This window comes from Nonomuraea sp. NPDC049624 (assembly GCF_040675255.1).
Classification (GTDB): Bacteria; Actinomycetota; Actinomycetes; order Streptosporangiales; family Streptosporangiaceae; genus Nonomuraea.
On record NZ_JBFAOR010000004.1, the window covers coordinates 444,877 to 463,043 of the forward strand.

The 18,167-nt window shown below is 72.9% G+C and carries 17 protein-coding genes; 12 read left to right on the forward strand and 5 right to left on the reverse strand.

Annotated elements, in window-relative coordinates; genetic code table 11:
• Positions 1–10: 10 nt before the first annotated feature.
• Both AB0J76_RS18450 and AB0J76_RS18455 read right to left on the reverse strand, forming a co-directional pair.
• The gene (locus tag AB0J76_RS18450; protein ID WP_352322367.1) at positions 11–1,270 is read right to left on the reverse strand and encodes an FdrA family protein; all 1,260 of its coding nucleotides are present in this window, start codon (positions 1,268–1,270) and stop codon (positions 11–13) included.
• 80 nt (positions 1,271–1,350) lie between these two features.
• On the reverse strand, positions 1,351–2,199 hold the full coding sequence (locus AB0J76_RS18455; RefSeq protein WP_352322369.1) for a DUF2877 domain-containing protein: 849 nt from the start codon (positions 2,197–2,199) through the stop codon (positions 1,351–1,353).
• A gap of 130 nt (positions 2,200–2,329) precedes the next feature.
• Between AB0J76_RS18455 and AB0J76_RS18460 the strand changes: the two genes are divergently transcribed.
• The 9 genes from AB0J76_RS18460 (at position 2,330) to AB0J76_RS18500 (ending at position 12,395) form a co-directional block, all read left to right on the forward strand.
• Complete coding sequence (locus AB0J76_RS18460) at positions 2,330–3,940, forward strand: PucR family transcriptional regulator ligand-binding domain-containing protein (RefSeq protein ID WP_352322371.1); 1,611 nt, start codon at positions 2,330–2,332, stop codon at positions 3,938–3,940.
• Positions 3,941–3,951: 11 nt separating this feature from the next.
• Complete coding sequence (locus tag AB0J76_RS18465) at positions 3,952–4,161, forward strand: RNA-binding S4 domain-containing protein (RefSeq protein WP_352322372.1); 210 nt, start codon at positions 3,952–3,954, stop codon at positions 4,159–4,161.
• Between the two features lie 103 nt (positions 4,162–4,264).
• Positions 4,265–5,593: a solute carrier family 23 protein gene (locus AB0J76_RS18470; RefSeq protein ID WP_352322374.1), complete on the forward strand. Its 1,329-nt coding sequence runs from the start codon at positions 4,265–4,267 to the stop codon at positions 5,591–5,593.
• Between the two features lie 150 nt (positions 5,594–5,743).
• On the forward strand, positions 5,744–7,168 hold the full coding sequence (locus AB0J76_RS18475; protein WP_352322376.1) for a solute carrier family 23 protein: 1,425 nt from the start codon (positions 5,744–5,746) through the stop codon (positions 7,166–7,168).
• Positions 7,165–8,037, forward strand: coding sequence for an FAD binding domain-containing protein (locus tag AB0J76_RS18480; RefSeq protein WP_352322378.1), 873 nt, complete (start codon positions 7,165–7,167; stop codon positions 8,035–8,037). The genes AB0J76_RS18475 and AB0J76_RS18480 overlap by 4 nt, the downstream gene beginning before the upstream one ends.
• On the forward strand, positions 8,027–8,503 hold the full coding sequence (locus AB0J76_RS18485) for a (2Fe-2S)-binding protein (RefSeq protein ID WP_352322380.1): 477 nt from the start codon (positions 8,027–8,029) through the stop codon (positions 8,501–8,503). Before AB0J76_RS18480 ends, AB0J76_RS18485 begins: the two co-directional genes overlap by 11 nt.
• Before the next feature lie 16 nt (positions 8,504–8,519).
• Positions 8,520–10,871: an aerobic carbon-monoxide dehydrogenase large subunit gene (gene cutA, locus AB0J76_RS18490; RefSeq protein ID WP_352322382.1), complete on the forward strand. Its 2,352-nt coding sequence runs from the start codon at positions 8,520–8,522 to the stop codon at positions 10,869–10,871.
• Between the two features lie 8 nt (positions 10,872–10,879).
• Positions 10,880–11,893 (forward strand): leucine-rich repeat domain-containing protein, encoded by a 1,014-nt coding sequence (locus AB0J76_RS18495; RefSeq protein WP_352322384.1) that lies wholly within the window; start codon positions 10,880–10,882, stop codon positions 11,891–11,893.
• Positions 11,894–11,969: 76 nt separating this feature from the next.
• A complete protein-coding gene (locus AB0J76_RS18500) occupies positions 11,970–12,395 on the forward strand; it encodes a hypothetical protein (RefSeq protein ID WP_352322386.1) in 426 nt (141 codons plus the stop codon).
• Positions 12,396–12,401: 6 nt separating this feature from the next.
• Here AB0J76_RS18500 and cydB read toward each other — a convergent pair whose 3' ends face one another.
• From cydB to AB0J76_RS18515, 3 genes are all read right to left on the reverse strand, one after another.
• Positions 12,402–13,283 carry a cytochrome d ubiquinol oxidase subunit II gene (gene cydB, locus AB0J76_RS18505; RefSeq protein WP_352322388.1) on the reverse strand — a complete coding sequence of 294 codons (882 nt, stop codon included), beginning with the start codon at positions 13,281–13,283 and terminating at the stop codon, positions 12,402–12,404.
• Between the two features lie 12 nt (positions 13,284–13,295).
• A complete protein-coding gene (locus AB0J76_RS18510) occupies positions 13,296–14,639 on the reverse strand; it encodes a cytochrome ubiquinol oxidase subunit I (RefSeq protein WP_352322389.1) in 1,344 nt (447 codons plus the stop codon).
• 170 nt (positions 14,640–14,809) lie between these two features.
• Positions 14,810–15,721, reverse strand: coding sequence for a polysaccharide deacetylase family protein (locus tag AB0J76_RS18515; RefSeq protein WP_352322391.1), 912 nt, complete (start codon positions 15,719–15,721; stop codon positions 14,810–14,812).
• Positions 15,722–15,829: 108 nt separating this feature from the next.
• Here AB0J76_RS18515 and AB0J76_RS18520 point away from each other — a divergent pair, with 108 nt between their 5' ends.
• Genes AB0J76_RS18520 through AB0J76_RS18530 form a run of 3 tightly spaced genes read left to right on the forward strand, consistent with a single transcriptional unit; the run spans position 15,830 to position 18,151 of the window.
• Positions 15,830–16,480 carry a carbon monoxide dehydrogenase subunit G gene (locus tag AB0J76_RS18520; protein ID WP_352322393.1) on the forward strand — a complete coding sequence of 217 codons (651 nt, stop codon included), beginning with the start codon at positions 15,830–15,832 and terminating at the stop codon, positions 16,478–16,480.
• A gap of 55 nt (positions 16,481–16,535) precedes the next feature.
• The gene (locus AB0J76_RS18525) at positions 16,536–17,432 is read left to right on the forward strand and encodes a hypothetical protein (RefSeq protein WP_352322395.1); all 897 of its coding nucleotides are present in this window, start codon (positions 16,536–16,538) and stop codon (positions 17,430–17,432) included.
• 47 nt (positions 17,433–17,479) lie between these two features.
• The gene (locus tag AB0J76_RS18530; protein ID WP_352322396.1) at positions 17,480–18,151 is read left to right on the forward strand and encodes a DsbA family oxidoreductase; all 672 of its coding nucleotides are present in this window, start codon (positions 17,480–17,482) and stop codon (positions 18,149–18,151) included.
• Positions 18,152–18,167 lie beyond the last annotated feature (16 nt).

An 18,167-nucleotide genomic window follows, 5' to 3' on the forward strand; every position in this document is an offset into this window, starting at 1 on the left:
GCGGGCGGGGTCACAGGAGGCTCCGGGCGTGGCGGGCGGCCTCGGCGTTGGAGACGTGCACGGCCGCCCCGGCCTCGCGCAGCGCGGCGGCCTGCCGGTGCAGGTCCTGGGGGTCGCCCGCGCTGCCGACCAGCGCCACCACGACGGTGGCCGGCGTACGGGCGACGGCCGGCGCGAGCGAGGCCGCCGGGTCGGGGTCGGCGGCGTGGCCGAGCACGACGTCCATGAGCACCACCTCGTCCGCCCCGGCCCGCGACAGGGCCTCCAGGCGCAGCGTCGGATCGATCATCGGATGCGCCCTGCCCCTGGTGTAGGCGTCGTCCCCGAAGTCGGTGAACTCGCCAGGCCCGGCCAGGACGGCGGCCTCCGCGCACAGCGTGCCGCCCGCGTACAGGCCCCTGACGCTCCGCGGCTCCCCGCGCAGCGCGCCCGGCCACGACGGCCACCCGGGCACGCCGCGGCCCAGCGCCCGCAGCGCCCGCCCGGCCGCCTCGGTGAGGTCGGTCTCCGGCAGCACCGCCTCCACCACCGGCGTGCGCAACCCGGCGGCCACCTCCCGGACGGCCTCCGCCACGCCCGGGCCGGGCGGCTTGCCGACCAGCACGATCAGCTCGGTGGCCGGATCGTCGTCGAGCAGCCGCAGGGCGCGCCTCGTGGCCAGCCCGCCGACCTCGGCCGACAGGTCCCTGCCCCCCACGCCGAGGATGTGGCTGACCCCGGCCTCCGCCCAGTCGAGCAGGCAGGACACCTGCTGGGCACCGGTGCCGGAGGCGGCGACCAGGCCGACCGGCCCCGGCCGCAGCACGTTGGCGAAGCCGAGCCCGACGCCCGCGATCGAGGCGGTGCCGCAGTCGGGCCCCATGACCAGGACGCCGCGCTCCTCGGCCAGCTCCTTGAGCCACCGCTCCTGGGCCAAGGGCACGCCGTCGCTGAAGATCATCACCGGCAGCCCGGCCGTGACGGCGTCGAAGGCCTCGCAGAAGGCGTGCTCGCCGGGCACGGACACCAGGACCAGGTCGGCCGGCGTCCTGGCGGCCGAGCGGGTGGTGAGCGGCGGCTGCTCCCCGGACACCGTGGCCGCGGTGGTGGTGGCTGCCCGCGCGGTCAGGCGGGCGTCCAGCTCCTCGACGGCCCGCGCGGGGTCGGCGCCGCGCAGGGCGATGAGCAGGTCGCCGGGGCCCGCGGGCGGGGGCTCGAAGCCGAGGTCGCGGACGATGGCGAGGTTGAGCTCGGTGGCCATGGCCACCATCGCCACCTCCACACCCGGCATTTCGGTCAGCGCACGACTTATTCGCATCAAGGTGACGGAATCGTGGTACGTCCCTATTCTCAGCTGGATCAGGTCGTCGCTCACGGGCGGCCGCTCAACGCCCGGACCGAGGCCAGCCCGATCGAGATGCCCTGGGCGAGGTCGGCGCCCGAGGTGTGGCCGAGCCGGTGCAGGCGCCGCAGCGCCGGTTCCAGCGCCTGCCTGCCCGCGATGCCGCGCAGCACGCCGGTCACCTCCGGGCTGGCCTCGCCCCTGGCCGCGCAGTGCAGCAACGTCGCCGAGATCGGCGTCGTACGGGTGCGCGCGTCGTAGGTGACGGTCGCCGCCAGCCAGTCGGCCAGCCAGACCGCCCGCCGCGTGCCGGTCGCCGTGCCGAGGTGCCTCAGCGTCACCAGCAGCCCGGCCAGCACGTCGTCGCCGCTCGGCGTGAGCCCGGGACCGAGGCCCACGAGCCGTTCCGCCGCCGTCACCGCGCCCAGCAGCCGGGCCTGCGCGCAACTGCGCGCCAGCAGCTCGACCGCGTCGTTCCCGGCCAGGCCGGGCCGTCCGGGGCCGTCCAGGACGACGTCGGCCAGGCTCAGCGGGTCGACCGGGCCGAGCGCCGGAGCCGGGTCCCACCAGCGGCGCACGCCGAGGCTCAGCGAGCCCAGCTCGATGCCGCGGTCGCCGACGGAGGCGTCGTCACCCACGGTGACCTTCGGCAGCGGCGTGGCCAGCAACACCGAGTTGGGCAGCCGGGCCGCCTCGCCGGTTATCAGGGCGATCACCGAAGGCTCGCAGTCGGTCCTGACCTCCAGGTATATCCCCGCGGAGAACGCCGCGAGCACCCGGGCCGGGCTGCGCGGCGCCTCCAGCACGGGACGCACGGCGGTGCTCGCCGCGCCCGTCACGCGGACCCGGGCACGCCGTGCATGAGTACTGACGGTCACCGAACCTCCCATCGGACCCTGGTCCTGACCGTAGAACGGCCGGAGAACCCTCCGTACGGAGAAATTTGCCAACAGTCAGCGGGAAGGTTGGCTCTTCCTGACAGACCGTCTGTGGAGTCACAATCACCACATGGAGCCCCCTGTGCGTCTGGCCAGCACCGGAACGATCATCCATGGCGTCTCGGTCGGAGAGGTGCTCGGCGTCTCGACCCTGGCCGAGGCCAGGCTGATCGCGGGGGAGAGCGGGCTCGGGCGCATCGTGCAGCGGCTCAACGTCATGGAGGTGCCCGACATCCTGGCCTGGGTCAAGCCGCACGAGCTGCTGCTGACCACCGGCTACCCGCTGCGCAACACGCCGCAGTCGCTCGGCCGCCTGGTCGCCGACCTGGACGAGCGCGGCCTGGCCGCCCTGGCCATCAAACTCGGCCGGTACGTGGACGAGCTGCCCGCCGAGATGACCGAACAGGCCGACCGGCTCGGCTTCCCGCTCATCCTGCTGCCCAACGACGTCGGCTTCGACGACATCCTCAACCAGGTGCTCACCGACATACTCAACCGCCAGGCCGCCGTGCTGGCCCGCGCCGAGGAGGCGCACCGGGCGCTGGTCCACGTGGTGCTGGCCGGCGGCGGGCTGAACGAGGTCGCCGCCGAGGTGGCCCAGCTCCTCGACGTGGCCGTGGCCGCCGTGGACGGCTCCGGCCAGGTCCTGGCCACCGCCGGGGCGGCCGAGCACGTCGCCGCCCTGCGCGAGTCGATCTCCCGCGAGGGGCCGCCGCCCGCGCGGGCCGCCGACGCGCCGGGCCGCGGCAGGACGTTCGCCTCGGCCCCCGTGCTGGCCGGCGGCCACCACCACGGCCGGATCGTCGCCTACAGCGCCACCGGCGCGATCAGGGACAGCGACATCGGCATCCTCGAACGCGCCGCCACCGTCGCCGCGCTGGTCGTGACCCGGCAGGAGGCGGTCAACGCGGTCGAGAGCAAGTACCGGGCCGACTTCCTGCGCGACGTGCTCACCGGCCGGGCCGGCACGCCCGAGCGGGTCGACGCCAGGGCCAGGGCGTTCGGCTGGGACCTGGCCCGGCCGGTGATCGTGCTGGTGGCCGAGCTCGACCCCGACGGCGACGAGCGCAGCGCCCAGGACCGGCTGGTGTCCTGCTGGACGGCGGCCGTGCGGCGGCACGACCCGCGCGGCGCGGTGGCCGGGTTCTCGCACGAGGTCGTCGCCGTCGTGGACGCCTCGCTCGACGCCGCCAGGGTGGCCAAGGACGCCGCCTCGGCGTTCGCCGACGTGCCGCCCGCGACGTTCTCGACCGGCACCTCGCGGCCGAGCCCGGGGGCCGGGACGCTGCCGGAGGCGTACGCGCAGGCGATGAAGGCGGCCCGGGTGGGCCGGCAGCTGCACGGGCCGGGCGCGGTCGCGCACTTCGACCAGCTCGGCGTCTACCGGCTGCTGTCGCTGGTGAACGACACCGGCGAGCTGCACGCGTTCGTCCGCGAGACGCTGGGCCCGCTGGCCTGGGACGAGGACGCCGAGAACGCCGACCTGCGGCGCACGCTGCAGGTGCTCCTGGAGACCAACCTCAACGTCGCCGAGACCGCCCGCCGGCTGCACTTCCACTACAACACGCTGCGCTACCGGATCGGGAAGCTGGAACGCCTGCTCGGCAACTTCACCGACGACCCCCACCTGCGGCTCAACCTCACCCTGGCCCTGCACGTGCTGCGCATGCGCGGCATCTAGGCTTGGGGCTCGTGGATCTGGATTTCGAACTGCGTTCCGAGTACATCCCGCTGTGCGACCTGCTGAAGTACTGCGGGGTCACCGAGACCGGCGGCATGGCCAAACACCTCATCGCCGAGGGCCTGGTCCAGGTCGACGGCGAGGTCGAGCTGCGGAAGACGGCGAAGATCCGTGCCGGCCAGGTGGTGAGCGGCGACGGGTTCACGATCCACGTGCAATAACGGCCCGCCGTATCCGGATGGTCGCGACACCCCTTATTGTGCTCTCCGACATACTTCGGAAGACGTCGCCGCTGGTCAGGCGGAAGATTGAGGTGGGTTCGCGGTGTTCGGGTGGAAGCTGCACGGCGACGGGAAACATCTGACGCCGGGAGAAGTCGTCAAGCCTGACGAGCGGCTCTCCTGGCCCCGGATGGTCGGCATCGGCGCCCAGCACGTCATCGCCATGTTCGGCGCGACGTTCGTGTTCCCGCTGGTCATGGGGCTCGACGCGAACCTGGCCGTGATGATGTCCGGCGTCGCGACGATCCTGTTCCTGCTCATCGTCAAGGGCAGGATCCCCAGCTACGTCGGGTCGAGCGCGTCCTTCGTGGGAGCCGTGGTGGCGATCAGGGCGGCCGGGGGCGGCGACGCGACCGTCACCGGCGCGCTGCTGGCCGTCGGCGTCGTGCTGGCCGGCTGCGGGCTGGCCATCCACCTGCTCGGCGTGCGGATCATCCACCGCGTCTTCCCGCCGATCGTCACCGGCGGCGTGGTGATGCTGATCGGCTTCGGCATGGCCTACGTCGCGGCCGACGTCTACTGGCCCAAGGACCCGTGGGTGGCGCTGCTCACCATGGCGGCCACGTTCGTGTTCATCGGCGTACTCAAGGGCTTCCTCGGCCGCATCGGCGTGCTGCTCGGCCTGGTCTTCGGGTTCGTGCTGTCGTGGGTCTGGGACGTGGTGGGCGGCAAGATCCTGGCGCCCGACGCCACCGGCAAGGTGACCGAGCACTTCCGCGTCAACCTCCAGGGCGTCGCCGACGCCGACTGGATAGGCCTGCCCTCGCTGCACGGGCCGGTGTTCGAGGTGTCGGCGATCGTGCTGGTGCTGCCGGTCGTGATCGCGCTCATCGCCGAGAACGTCGGCCACGTCAAGGCCGTCGGCGAGATGACCGGCGCGGACGTCGACGGCTACATGGGCCGCGCCATCATGGCCGACGGCGTCGGCACCGTGGTCGCCACCTCGGTCGGCGGCCCGGCCACCACCACGTACGCCGAGAACATCGGCGTCATGGCGGCCACCAAGGTCTACTCCACGGCCGCCTACTACATCGCCGCGGTCATCGCGATCCTGTTCGGCCTGTGCCCCAAGTTCGGCGCGCTCGTGGCCGCGACCCCCGACGGCGTGCTCGGCGGCGTCACGACCATCCTGTACGGCATGATCGGCCTGCTCGGCGCCCGCATCTGGATCGAGAACAAGGTGAACCTGTCCGACCCGGTCAACCTCGTCCCGGTGGGCGCCGGCATCATCATCGCCATCGGGCCGGTCGCGTTCCCGATCACCAGCACGTTCTCCCTCAGCGGCATCGCGCTCGGCACGATCGTGCTGCTCGTCGGCTACCACCTGCTGCGCGCCACGCGCCGCGAACCGGTGCCCGAAACAGGCCGATAACCCCCTCTCTGACCGGCCGGCGACTTCCCCGTACGGAGGTTCGCTCTGGTGACCGCGGGATATTTGGCAGATCATGCCCGTGTAGCCGCATCCCAGCGGTCCTAATGTGCCCGCAGAGGCACGGTCGCCGGCCCGGAAGAGAGGGCGCAGATGGTTTTCGGATGGACCAGACACGGTGACGGCAGGCATCTGGCGCCCGGCGAGGTGGTCAGGCCCGACGAGCGGCTGAGCTGGCCGCGCATGGTCGGCTTCGGCGCCCAGCACGTGATCGCGATGTTCGGCGCCACGTTCGTGTTCCCGCTGGTGATGGGGCTCGACCCGAACGTCGCCGTGATGATGTCCGGCGTCGCGACGATCATGTTCCTGCTGATCGTGAAGGGCAAGGTGCCCAGCTACCTGGGCACCAGCGCCTCGTTCGTCGGCGGCGTGTTCGCCGTCAGGGCCGCCGTCGGCGCCGACCAGAGCATCGCCGACGCCGTCGTGACCGGCTCGATCCTGGTCGCCGGGCTCGTGCTGGCGCTGGCGGGGCTGGCCGTGCACGTGCTCGGCGTGCAGATCATCCACCGGGTCTTCCCGCCCGTCGTCACCGGCGCGGTGGTGATGCTCATCGGGTTCGGGCTGGCGTACGTGGTCGCGGACGTCTACTGGGGGCAGGACCAGTGGGTGGCGCTGGTCACGATGCTGGTGACGTTCGTGGTGATCGTGGCGTTCAAGGGGTTCGCCGGGCGCGTCGGGGTGCTCATCGGGCTGGTCACCGGGTTCGCGCTGTCCTGGGTGCTGGACCGGGCGGCCGGGCCGGTCACCTCCGTGCTGCCCGGCCAGAACCTGCGCGACGCCGCCGGCGCCGCCTGCCCGGCCGAGGGCACGTACTGCGTGGCCACGGCCTTCCCGCACGACCGGGTCAGCTTCGACGCCGTCGCCAAAGCCGACTGGTTCGGGCTGCCGGACTTCCACGCCCCCGACTTCCGGTTCTCCGCCGTGCTGCTTGTGCTGCCCGCGGTGATCGCGCTCATCGCCGAGAACGTCGGCCACGTCAAGGCCGTGGGCGAGATGACCGGCACCGACGTCGATCCCTACATCGGCCGGGCGATCATCGCCGACGGCGCCGCCACCGTCGTCACCAGCGCCGTCGGCGGCTCGCCCACCACCACCTACGCCGAGAACATCGGCGTCATGGCGGCCACCAAGGTCTACTCCACGGCCGCCTACTACATCGCCGGCCTGATCGCGATCCTGTTCGGCCTGTGCCCGAAGTTCGGGGCGCTGGTCGCCGCCACGCCGGGCGGCGTGCTCGGCGGCGTCACCGTCATCCTGTACGGCATGATCGGACTACTCGGCGCCAAGATCTGGATCGAGAACCGGGTGGATTTCGCCGACCCGGTGAACATGGTCCCGATCGGCGCGGGCATCATCCTGGCGATCGGACCGGTGACGCACATGATCGGCGGAGACTTCTCCCTGGAGGGCATCGCGCTCGGCACCGTCGTGGTGGTGGGCGGCTACCACCTGCTGCGCGTCATAGCCGGGCGCTCACCGGGACCGGTCCCGAAACCGGCCGGGGGCGAGGCCGGGTGAAGCCGCCGCCGTTCACCCACCACGCCCCCCGCGACCTCGGCGCGGCGCTGCGGACGCTCGCCGAGGTGGACGGCAAGGTGCTGGCCGGCGGCCAGAGCCTGATCCCCATGCTGAACATGCGGCTGGCCGCGCCCGAGCACATCGTCGACATCAACCGCCTGACCGCCCTGGACACCGTGGAGGCGGGCGGCGACGGCGTACGGGTGGGCGCGCTGGCCCGGCACTCGCGGGTGGCCCGGTCCGGCGCGCACCCGCTGCTGACGAAGGCGCTGCGGCTGGTCGCCCACCCCGTGATCCGCAACCGGGGCACGGTCGTCGGGAGCCTGGTGCACGCCGATCCCGCCGCCGAGCTGCCGGCGGTGCTGGCCGTCCTGGGCGGCTCGGTGCGGCTGGCCCGCTGGACCGCCGCCGGCGTCGCCGAGCGGGACGTGCCGGCGCGCGAGTTCTTCGTCGGGCCCATGGAGTCCGGTGTCCGGCCGGACGAGCTGGCCGTGTCTGCCTACTTCCCGGCGCTCGGCGGGCGCGCCGGGACGGCGTTCGAGGAGGTGTCCCGGCGGCACGGCGACTACGCCCTGGCCGGCGTCTGCGCCGTGGTCACGTTCGACGACGACCTGCGCGTCGCCGCGGCCAGGGTCGCCTGCGTCGGCGTGGGCCCGGTGCCCGTCCTGATGGACGTGACCGGCGAGTGCGGCCACCGGCCGGCCGCGAGCGTCGACTGGCCGGCCGTCGCGCGGGCCGTGCGGGAGGGGACCGACCCCGAAGGGGACATCCACGCCACCGCCGACTACCGCCGGCACCTGGTGGGCGTGCTGGCCGAACGGGCGCTGCGCGAGGCGGCACGGGAGGGGACGGCGACCGGTGGAACATGAGATCACGCTGACCGTGAACGGCACGGCCCGGCGGGTCACCGTCCCCGGACGCCGCCTGCTGTCCGACTGCCTGCGCCACGACCTCGGCCTGACCGGCACGCACGTCGGCTGCGAGCACGGCGTCTGCGGCTGCTGCACGGTGCTGCTCGACGGCGAGCCGGTCCGGTCGTGCCTGACCTTCGCGGTCACCGTGGACGGGCACGAGATCACCACCGTCGAGGGCCTGGCCGGCCCGGACGGGCTCTCCCCGGTGCAGCGGGCCTTCGCCGAGTGCCACGGCCTGCAGTGCGGCTTCTGCACCCCGGGCTTCCTGTGCACGGTGACCGCCCTGCTGGCCGACAACCCGGCCCCCACGCACGAGGAGGTGCTCGAAGGCGTGTCCGGCAACCTGTGCCGGTGCACCGGCTACCAGAACATCGTCAAGGCCGTCCACCGCGCCGCCGAACTGCTGGCGGAGGAGTCATGAGCTTGCTGGGGGAGTCATGACGACCAGGATGTTCGGCGAGCCGGTGCAGCGGCGGGAGGACCCGCGGCTGCTCACCGGCCAGGGCCGCTTCCTCGACGACCTGGGCCGCGACGCGCTCGCCGCCGCGTTCGTCCGGTCACCCCACGCCCACGCCCGCGTCGGCGACATCGACGTGTCCGCCGCGCTCGACGTGCCCGGCCTGGTCGCGATCTACACCTGGGAGGACCTGCCCGAGCGGGTGGGCCGGCCGCTGCCGCTGCTGATCCCGCACCCGGCGCTCACCCACGGGCGCACGGCGTACCCGCTGGCCAGGGAGGTCGTCCGGCACGTCGGCGAGCCCGTGGTCATGGTCGTGGCCGCCGACCGGTACGCCGCCGAGGACGCCTGCGCGCTCATCGAGGTCGCCTACGAGCCGCTCAAGCCGGTCGTCGGCCTGGCCGAGGCGGTGCAGGGCGCCCAGCTCGTGCACGAGGACGTGCCGGGGAACGTGGGGGCGCACCTCGTCCAGGAGGTGCCGGGGGCCGACGGCAGGGGCGCGCGCGAGGCCGTCGAGGGCGCGCCGCACACGCTGGCCTTCCGGCTCGACATCGAGCGCAGCGCCAGCATGCCGCTGGAGGGCCGCGGCGTGCACGCCCGCTGGGACGGCCGCGACCTGCGCGTCCACTCCAGCACCCAGACCTCCACCAGCGTGCGCATGGCCGTCGCCGCCGCGCTCGGGCTTCCGCTGCCGCAGGTCGAGGTGATCGCCCCGGACGTCGGCGGCGGCTTCGGCGTCAAGATCGTGCACCCGTGGCCGGAGGAGATCCTGGTGCCGTGGGCCGCGATGACGCTCGGCCGTGAGATCAAGTGGACCGAGGACCGCAGGGAACACTTCATCTCCTCCGCGCACGAACGCGCCCAGATCCACCACGTACGCGTCGGCTTCGACGACGACGGCCGCGTCCTGGGCCTGGACGTGACGATCCTGCACGACCACGGCGCCTACACGCCGTACGGGATCATCGTGCCCATCGTCACCTCCACGCAGTTGCTGGGGCCGTACAAGCCGGGGGCCTACCGGGTCGAGTTCACCGCGGTCTACACCAACACCGTGCAGGTCACGCCGTACCGGGGGGCCGGTCGGCCGCAGGGCGTGTTCTGCATGGAGCGGACCATGGACAAGATCGCCCGCTACCTGGGCAAGGACCGCACGCAGGTGCGCGCGGCCAACTTCATCCGGCCCGAGGAGTTCCCCTACGACCAGGGGATGACCTTCCAGGACGGCCGCCCGCTCATCTACGACAGCGGGAACTACCCGGAGATGCTCCGCATGCTCAAGGAGCTGATCGGCTGGGACTCCTTCGAGCGGCGTCCCGGCCGGGGGATCGGCATCGGCTGCTACGTCGAGGGCACGGGCGTCGGCCCGTACGAGGGCGGGCACGTGCAGATCACCTCCGACGGCCGGGTGCACGTCTCGACCGGCCTGACCTCCCAGGGGCAGGGTCACGAGACCGCCTTCGCCCAGATCGCCGCCGCCGAGCTGGGCGTGCCCATCGACCGCGTCAGCGTGGTCACCGGCGACACCCGCAGGTTCGGGTACGCGGTGGGCACCTTCGCCTCCCGCGCCGCCGTCGTCAGTGGCAACGCCATCGCCCTGGCCTGCCGGAAGGTCAAGCAGAAGGCGCTGCGCATCGCGGCCGACGCCCTGGAGGCCGACCCGGCCGACCTGGAGATCGACGACGGCATGGTGCACGTCGTGGGCGCGCCGACCGCCGCGATCCCGCTCTCGACGGTGGCGGTGCTGGCCAACCCGCTGCGGTACGCCTTCGACGAGGAGACGGCCAGGGCGACCCAGTTCTCCGGCGCGGCCGACCCGGCCCGCCCGCCGGTGGCCGAGGGCGACGAGCCGGGCCTGGAGGGGCGCGAGTTCTACTCGCCGATCAGGTCCACGTTCGCCTCCGGCATGCACGCGGCGATCGTCGAGACCGACCCCGACACCGCCGAGATCAGGGTCGTCAGGTACGCCGTCGTGCACGACTGCGGCCGGCTGATCAACCCGATGATCGTGGAGGGCCAGATCCACGGGGGAGTGGCCCAGGGCATCGGCGGCGCCCTGTACGAGCGCATGGAGTACGACGTCCACGGCCAGCTCGTCAACGCCTCGTTCATGGACTTCCTCATGCCGTACGCCACCGAGATCCCGCCGATCGAGACCGCCCACCTGGAGACGCCCTCGCCGCTCAACCCGCTCGGCATCAAGGGCGCGGGCGAGGCCGGCGTGATCCCGGTGTCGGCGGTCATCGCCTCGGCGATCGAGGACGCCGAGGGCATCGAGATCGACCGCATGCCCATCTCGCCGTCGGACCTGTTCGAGCTGCGTATGCGATGATCGGCGCCATGCTCGCTCCCGGCGCCGGCCTGACCCGCTTCCCCGACCTGCCCGACGACGTGCGCACGATCGACCTGGCCTGGAACGAGATCACGCACGTGCCCGCCCAGGTGGCCGGGCTGGCCGCGCTGGAGGAGCTGCGGCTCGACGGCAACCGGCTGCGCGAGCTGCCCGGCCTGTCCGGCCTGACCGCGCTGCGCGCCCTGCACCTCGACGGCAACGAGCTGAGCGAGGTCCCCGACTGCCCGCCCGGCCTGGAGACCCTCTTTCTCTACGGCAACCGGATCGAGCGCCTGCCCGGCGACCTCGCACCGCGCCTGCGCCAGCTCGCGCTCGGCGGCAACCGGCTGACGTCCGTGCCCGCCGGGCTGTGGAAGCTGACCGTGCTGGAATCACTCAACCTCGCCGAGAACGCCCTCACCGAGATCCCCGCCGACATCGGCGGCCTGACCCGGCTGCGCATGCTCGACCTCGGCCACAACCGGCTCGCCTCGATCCCGCCCGAGGTCGGCGACCTGCCGCTCACCGACTACCTCTACCTGAGCGACAACGGCTTCACCGACGTCCCGGCCGCGCTCGGCCGGCTCGACCGGCTGGCCTACCTCAACCTCACCGACAACCGGCTGACCGGGCTCCCGGACGCGCTCGGGTCGATGGCGTCGCTGGTGGAGCTGCGCCTGTACAACAACCGGCTGGAGGCGCTGCCCGAGACCGTCGGCGGGCTCGGCCGGCTGCGCGAGCTGCACCTGCAGGGCAACCGGCTGACCCGGCTGCCCGCCGCCCTCGCGGCGCTGACCGAGCTGCGCGTGCTCGACCTGCGCGACAACCACCTGAGCGAGCTGCCCGCGCTGCCGTCCGGCCTCACCCATCTCGACCTGCGCAACAACCGGCTGCGCGAGCTGCCCGCCGCGGTCGCCGAGCTGACCGGCCTGCGCAAGCTCGACCTGCGCTGGAACAAGCTCTACGACGACCCGCCGGTGCTCGATCTGCTGCGCGCCCGGGGCTGCGTCGTCCTGCGCTGAAGCGGCACTCGACCGGCGCTCAACCGGCACTCAACCGGTGCTGAACCGGCGCGGGCGGCCGTGCGTATCTCCGCACATGACGACACTTCCACGTCTGGCCGTCCTCGCGCTGCTGGCCGGGCTGGCCGCCGCCTGCTCCGCCGGCGGCGGCTCCGGCGGCCCGGCGGCGGCCGGCCAGAACGCCGCGCGGGCGGCGGCGCCCCAGACGGTCGAGCAGCTCGCCGCCAGGGTCGGCTGCAAGCCCCGCATGCAGGTCGACGCCGCCGAGATCCGTACGGGCTACTGCCGGACCGCCGACGGCCAGTTCTTCGTCACGACGTTCGCCAGCCAGTCCGGCAAGGACGCCTGGATGGACGCCGCCCCCGAGTACAACCCGCACCTGGTCGGCAACCTGTGGACGGTGCTGTCCAGCCGCAAGGTGCTGGAGCTGCTGAAGGAGCGGCTCGGCGGCGACCTGCACCTGAAGGACCACCGCACGAACCAGATGCGCACGGTCGGCTGAGACGCCCTACGCCGCCGCGAGCATGACCCGCTTGCGGAACACCCAGTACGTCCAGCCCTGGTAGACCAGCACGAACGGCAGCGTGATCAGCCCGATCCAGCTCAGCATCGTCAGCGTGTACGGCCCCGAGGCGGCCGCCGCCAGGGTCAGCCCGGGCAGCGGCGCGAGGCGCAGCTCCATGAAGACCGCCAGCGTGGCCAGCACGATGCCCGCGGCGGTCGCGCCGAACGCCCAGCCCTCCCTGCGCCGCCAGATCAGCGCCGCCGCGGCGGCCAGCGCGGCCATGGCGGCCAGCGCGGGCAGCGAGCCCAGGTTGGACAGGGCCAGCACGGCCACCGGGATGGCCACCGCCGCCGCGGCCATGGCGGCGGTCCTGGCCCGGCGGCGCACCGGGCCGGTGGTGCGCAGCGCGAGGAAGACCGCGCCGTGCAGCACGCAGAGCGTCAGCGTGAACGCGCCGCCGAGCAGGGCCGCCGGGCCGCTGTCGAACAGCACGTCGGCGAAGATCGCGCCCCACAGGAACGCCGGGAGGCCGCTGCCGACCAGGATGCCGAGGTCGCACCAGATCGGGTTGGCGACCTTGCCGCGCCATTCCAGCCCGACGCCGCGCACGATCAGGCCGACCAGGATGAGCGTGACGGGCAGGTAGAACGCGCTGAACAGGCCGGAGTACCAGGCGGGGAAGGCGGCGAACATGGCGCCGACCGCCGTGATCAGCCACACCTCGTTGCCGTCCCAGACGGGGCCGATGGTCTGCAGGCTCTGGCGCTGCTCGGCGGCGTTCCTGCTCAGCAGCGGCGCCAGCAGGCCGACGCCGAAGTCGAAGCCTTCCAGGACGAAGTACCCGGTCCAGAGGAAGGCGATGATGACGAACCACAGGTTGATCATGGTCTGGTCCCTCTAGTACATCAGCGACGGTTCGAGCGGCTGCGCCTCGGGAGCGGGCTGCCGCTCCTCGACGCCCTTGCGCACGTGCCTGGCCAGCAGGACGACCTCGGCCACGGCCAGGCCGCCGTACAGGAGTGTGAAGACGGTCAGCGAGATGGCGACCTCGGCCAGGGTCACGCCGGGCGAGACGCTTGAGGCGGTCAGCAGCTCGCCGGCGACCGTCCAGGGCTGCCGGCCGATCTCGCTCAGCAGCCAGCCCGCGATCACCGCCGCGAACGGCAGCGGCAGCGCGAGCAGCAGCGCCCGCGCCAGCCAGGACGGCACCTCGCGCCTGCGCCGGGTCAGCCAGAGGCCGAGCAGCGCGAGCCCCGCGGTGGCCATGCCGAACACGATCATCACGCGGAACGACCAGAACACGATCGTCGGGTCGGGCCGGTAGTCGCCGGGGCCGAACTGCTGCTCGAAGCGCTTCTGCAGGTCCTCGGTGCCCTGGACGGTGGCGCCGAAGTCGTTGGTGGCCAGGAAGCTGAGCACCTTGGGGATCTCGATGCCGGGCGCCAGGGAGAAGGCCGCGCCCGCGGTGTCGCGTTCCAGGCCCTCGGCCGCGGCCAGCTTCATGGGCTGCTGCTCGTACATGAGCTTGGCCGACATGTCGCCGGTGCCCGCGACGACCGCCCCCGCGATCGCCGTCATGACCAGCGCGCCACGGGCGGCGCTGCGCCACATCGGCGCGCGCGTCCGCAGCAGCCAGTAGCCGCTCACCGCCAGCACGAACCCGCCCGCCACGATGAACGCGGCCCCGACGACGTGCGGCACCTGCGCGACCGCCGTGGAGTTGGTCAGCACGGCCCACAGGTCGGTCATCCTGGCCTTGCCGTCCACGACCTCGTAGCCGACCGGGTGCTTCATCCAGGCGTTGGCCGCGAGGATGAAGTAGGCCGACAGGTTGGAGCCGATGGCGGCGGCCCAGATGCTGGCCAGGTGTGCCTTCTTCGGCAGCCGGTCCCAGCCGAAGATCCACAGGCCGAGGAACGTGGACTCCATGAAGAAGGCCAGCAGCGCCTCCATGGCCAGCGGCGCGCCGAAGACGTCACCGACGAACGTGGAGTACTCACTCCAGTTCATGCCGAACTGGAATTCCTGCACGATGCCGGTCACCACACCCATGGCGAAGTTGATCAGGAACAGCTTCCCGAAGAACTTCGTGAGCTTGAGGTAGTGCTCCTTGCCCGTGCGGTGCCAGGCCGTCTGCAGGCCCGCGACGAAGACGCCCAGACCGATGGTCAGGGGCACGAACAAGAAGTGGTACACGGTGGTGACCCCGAACTGCCACCGTGCCAGGTCAAGCGCGTCCATCAATCCCCACCCGCTCATAGCTCTACAAGCTGTAGTACTTCTACCTGTAGTAGTACTACAGGCCGTAGAGCAACGCGATGCGACGTTGGTCACATCCCCCGGTTCTGCCTACTTTTCGAGGATCCCGTACGGGTACGTCCCGGCGCGTCACCCGCCGGGCGGATTGCGCACTACCCCGCCCGGCGGACCTCGCCTGAGGCGTCGAGGTAGGCCTGCAGATTGCCCAGCTCGAAGCCGCGCCGCTTGATCTTGTCGATCAGCACCCGGAAGTCGGCCGCCAGGTTGGGCCGGAAGTGCAGCAGCAGGATGTCGCCCGGACGCAGGCGTTTGTCGGGCACCTGATAGGCGATCTTGCCGCCCGGCTGGACGGTGGCCGTCCACAGCAGCACGGCCTTCACCCCGCACCGCCGGGCGGCCCGCAGCGTGTCGGTGTTGTAGCTGCCGAACGGCGGCCGGAACAACGCCGGCCGGGTCCCGATCTCCTTGCCGACCACCTGCGCCGCGCCGCAGATCTCGCGGCGCTGCCCGTCGAGGGGCAGGCGGCGCAGGTCGGGATGGGTCAGGGTGTGGTTCTCGACGGGCACGTGGACGTCGCGGAGCTGCCGGAAGTAGCCCCACTTGCCGGCGCCCACGTAGCGGCCGGGGCCGCCCGCCGGGTCGGGGCTGCCCTTGGCCTCGACCGCGTCGCGCATGGCGAAGGCGGTGATGGGCACGCGCCGGTCGCGTACCAGCTTGACGAAGCCGGGGTCCTGCTCCCAGCCGTCGTCGATGGTCAGGAAGACGACCTTGCGCCTGGTGGGGATCGAGCTGATCACCGGGGGCAGGCCGTTCTCCCCCTTGATCGGACCCACCTCGCCGGCCCGCGGCAGCGCCCCCGGCGAGCCCTGCGGCGTGGGCCGGGACGTGGTCCCTCCGGTCGCGGACGGCTTCGCCGACGGCCCGGCCACGACCCCGCCGGTGTCGCCATCGGTGCCGCCGGTGGCACACCCGGCGGCCAGCGCCACCAGAACCCCGGCGAGCACGGCCGGCCCCAGCCCGCCACGCCCGGCCCCGCCCCTGACCGTTCCACGCCCCCAGCACATGGAGCACCATCTTGCCAGCCCTGATCCCCACGATGATCCGCACGACGCGTCGCCCGACTGGCAGGTCTTGCCCTTAACCAGCCGGTCGCCGGTGCCTAGAGTGGCCGCATGAAGGTGGCGGGCAGCGCCGTGATCGGCGTACAGCGAGATCGAGTGTGGGCCGCGCTCCAGGACCCGGCGGTGCTCGTGCGCACCATCCCGGGCTGCGAGCGCCTGGAGGAGACCGGACCGGACACCTACAGGATGACGGTCAACGCGGGCGTGGCGTCCATCAAGGGCGTCTACCAGGGGGAGGTCGCGCTGGCCGAGCCGTGCGCGCCCGAGAGCTTCACGCTGCGGGCGCGCGGCCAGGGCGCGCCGGGCACGGTCGAGGCCACCGTCCTGGTACGGCTGAGCGAGATCGACGGCGGCACCCGGGTGGACTACGACGCCGACGCGGTGATCGGCGGGATGATCGGCGGCGTCGGTCAGCGCATGCTGGGCTCGGTCGCCAAACGCACGGCGGGCGAGTTCTTCTCCGCCGTCGAGGGCCACCTCAGCGCCCCGCCCCCGGCTCCGGCTCCGGCGACCCCGGCCGCCCCGGAGGCCGCCCAGGCTGCCCAGGCCGCCCCGGCGGTCTACGAACGGCCGCCCGCGCGGCACGCCGAGACCCGCCCGTGGGCGCTGCTGGCCGCCTTCGGCATGGGCGCGGCCGCCGCGCTCGCCGGCGTCGCCGTGGGCCGGCTGCTCGGCCGCGACACGAGTGGCCGGCGCGGCTGAGGGACGCGCCACGACGACCCTCGCGGAAAAGGATCTCCAGGCGTAGCGTGGCGGTATGCGGCAGGCACACGCTGAAGACGCACGGAACGAAGCCAGGCGCATCGTACGCGACCTGCTGGGGGAGGAGCGCCCCACCGCCGAGTCCCTGGTCGCCGAGGTGCGGCCGGTGTTCGGCGACCAGCGGACCGACCGCGTGCTCGGGCTCGCGCTCGGCGCGTCGCTCACCCGCCGATCGGCCGAACTGGCCGCCATCGCCGCGCTCCTCGTCGGCACCCGCGAGCTGGGCGCCGGCTGGTGGACGCGGCCCAGGGGCGGCAAGCTGCCGCCGCCCGACGACGTGCTGCGCACGGCCCTCGCGATCGAGCCGTGGACCGACCTGACCGCGCTGGAGATGCTGGCCGCCTGGATCGCCGACGACGCCGCCGACCAGATCTGGGGCCGGCCCGTCGCCGAGGTCGACCTCAACTCCTGGCAGGCCGAGGACCGCTTCGAGCTGCCGCCGGGGGTCGGGCCGGGCCAGCGGCTGGTGGTGCACTTCGACGCGGGCGGCCGGCTCGACGCGGTCGTCGCCCGCCGTCCCGACGACGCGCTGGGGTCCAACCTCGACTTCCAGTCGCTGCGTTACTCCAGGCCCGCCGAGGCCCAGTGGAGCTGGGGAGTGGCCGCCGGGCTCGGGCCCCACCGGCTGCCCGGCGAGAAGCCCGACCCGTACGCCCGCGAGATTCCGGCCGCCGCCGCGGGCGTGCTGCGGGCCTGGGCCGTCCGCCACGGCGTCACCCGCGAGGAGCTGGGCGAGCGCTGGGGCACGGTCGGCGACGTGGTGGCCGCCATCGAGCGGGTCGACTGGATGTGGCGCAGCGGCGAGTGGTTCGGCTGGTGGCGCGGCGCGTCCGCCCTGGTGGACGACTCGGCCTACCTGCCCTACCGGCTGGAGGAGCTGGCCGCCGGCTGACCCGCGGCCGGCGGAATCGTCGCGTGGGCCGCGTGGTTGTCGCCGGTGTGAAAGTCGAGATTTTCTCCGATGTCGTGTGCCCCTGGTGTTACATCGGGCACGTCAGGTTCGCCCGCGCCGCCGAGCGTTTCCGTGCCAAGGGCGGCACGATCGAGGTGACCATGCGCCCGTTCCAGCTCAATCCCGACGCCCCCGTCGAGGGTGAGCCGCTGATCCCGGCCCTTGAGCGCAAGTTCGGGCCGGGCGCGCGGCAGATGACCGAGCGGGTCAGGGCCGTCGCCGTCGAAGAGGGCCTGGAGATGGACTACGAGCGGGCCGTCAACACCAACACTTTCGAGGCCCACCGGCTCATCGACGCCGCCACCGCCCAGGGGCTCGGCGAGGAGATGGCCGAGCGGCTGTTCCGCGCGTACTTCGGCGAGGGCGCGAACGTCGGCGACCCCGGCGTGCTGAGCCGCCTGGCCGGCGAGGTCGGCGTCCAGGACACCGGCCAGGGCGCCGAGCAGGTGCGCGAGCAGCTCGCCAGGGCCGGCGCGCTGGGCGTCAGCGGAGTGCCGCTGTTCCTGTTCGAGGGCAAGTTCGCGGTGTCGGGCGCGCAGCCGGAGGACGCCTTCGCCGCGGCGATCGACGAGGTCGCCGAGCGTACCGGCCAGACGCCGATCACCCAGCTCGCCCCGCCGGCCGACGGTTGCGACGACGACGGCTACTGCGCGGTCTGAACGGTCCCGCCCGCGG

Coding starts and splice junctions, on each gene's coding strand:
- AB0J76_RS18450 (WP_352322367.1), bottom strand. CDS start 1,270: ATGCCGGGTGTGGAGGTGGCGATGGTGGCCATGGCCACCGAGCTCAAC.
- AB0J76_RS18460 (WP_352322371.1), top strand. CDS start 2,330: ATGGAGCCCCCTGTGCGTCTGGCCAGCACCGGAACGATCATCCATGGC.
- AB0J76_RS18475 (WP_352322376.1), top strand. CDS start 5,744: ATGGTTTTCGGATGGACCAGACACGGTGACGGCAGGCATCTGGCGCCC.
- cutA (WP_352322382.1), top strand. CDS start 8,520: ATGACGACCAGGATGTTCGGCGAGCCGGTGCAGCGGCGGGAGGACCCG.
- AB0J76_RS18495 (WP_352322384.1), top strand. CDS start 10,880: ATGCTCGCTCCCGGCGCCGGCCTGACCCGCTTCCCCGACCTGCCCGAC.
- AB0J76_RS18500 (WP_352322386.1), top strand. CDS start 11,970: ATGACGACACTTCCACGTCTGGCCGTCCTCGCGCTGCTGGCCGGGCTG.
- cydB (WP_352322388.1), bottom strand. CDS start 13,283: ATGATCAACCTGTGGTTCGTCATCATCGCCTTCCTCTGGACCGGGTAC.
- AB0J76_RS18510 (WP_352322389.1), bottom strand. CDS start 14,639: ATGGACGCGCTTGACCTGGCACGGTGGCAGTTCGGGGTCACCACCGTG.
- AB0J76_RS18515 (WP_352322391.1), bottom strand. CDS start 15,721: ATGTGCTGGGGGCGTGGAACGGTCAGGGGCGGGGCCGGGCGTGGCGGG.
- AB0J76_RS18520 (WP_352322393.1), top strand. CDS start 15,830: ATGAAGGTGGCGGGCAGCGCCGTGATCGGCGTACAGCGAGATCGAGTG.
- AB0J76_RS18525 (WP_352322395.1), top strand. CDS start 16,536: ATGCGGCAGGCACACGCTGAAGACGCACGGAACGAAGCCAGGCGCATC.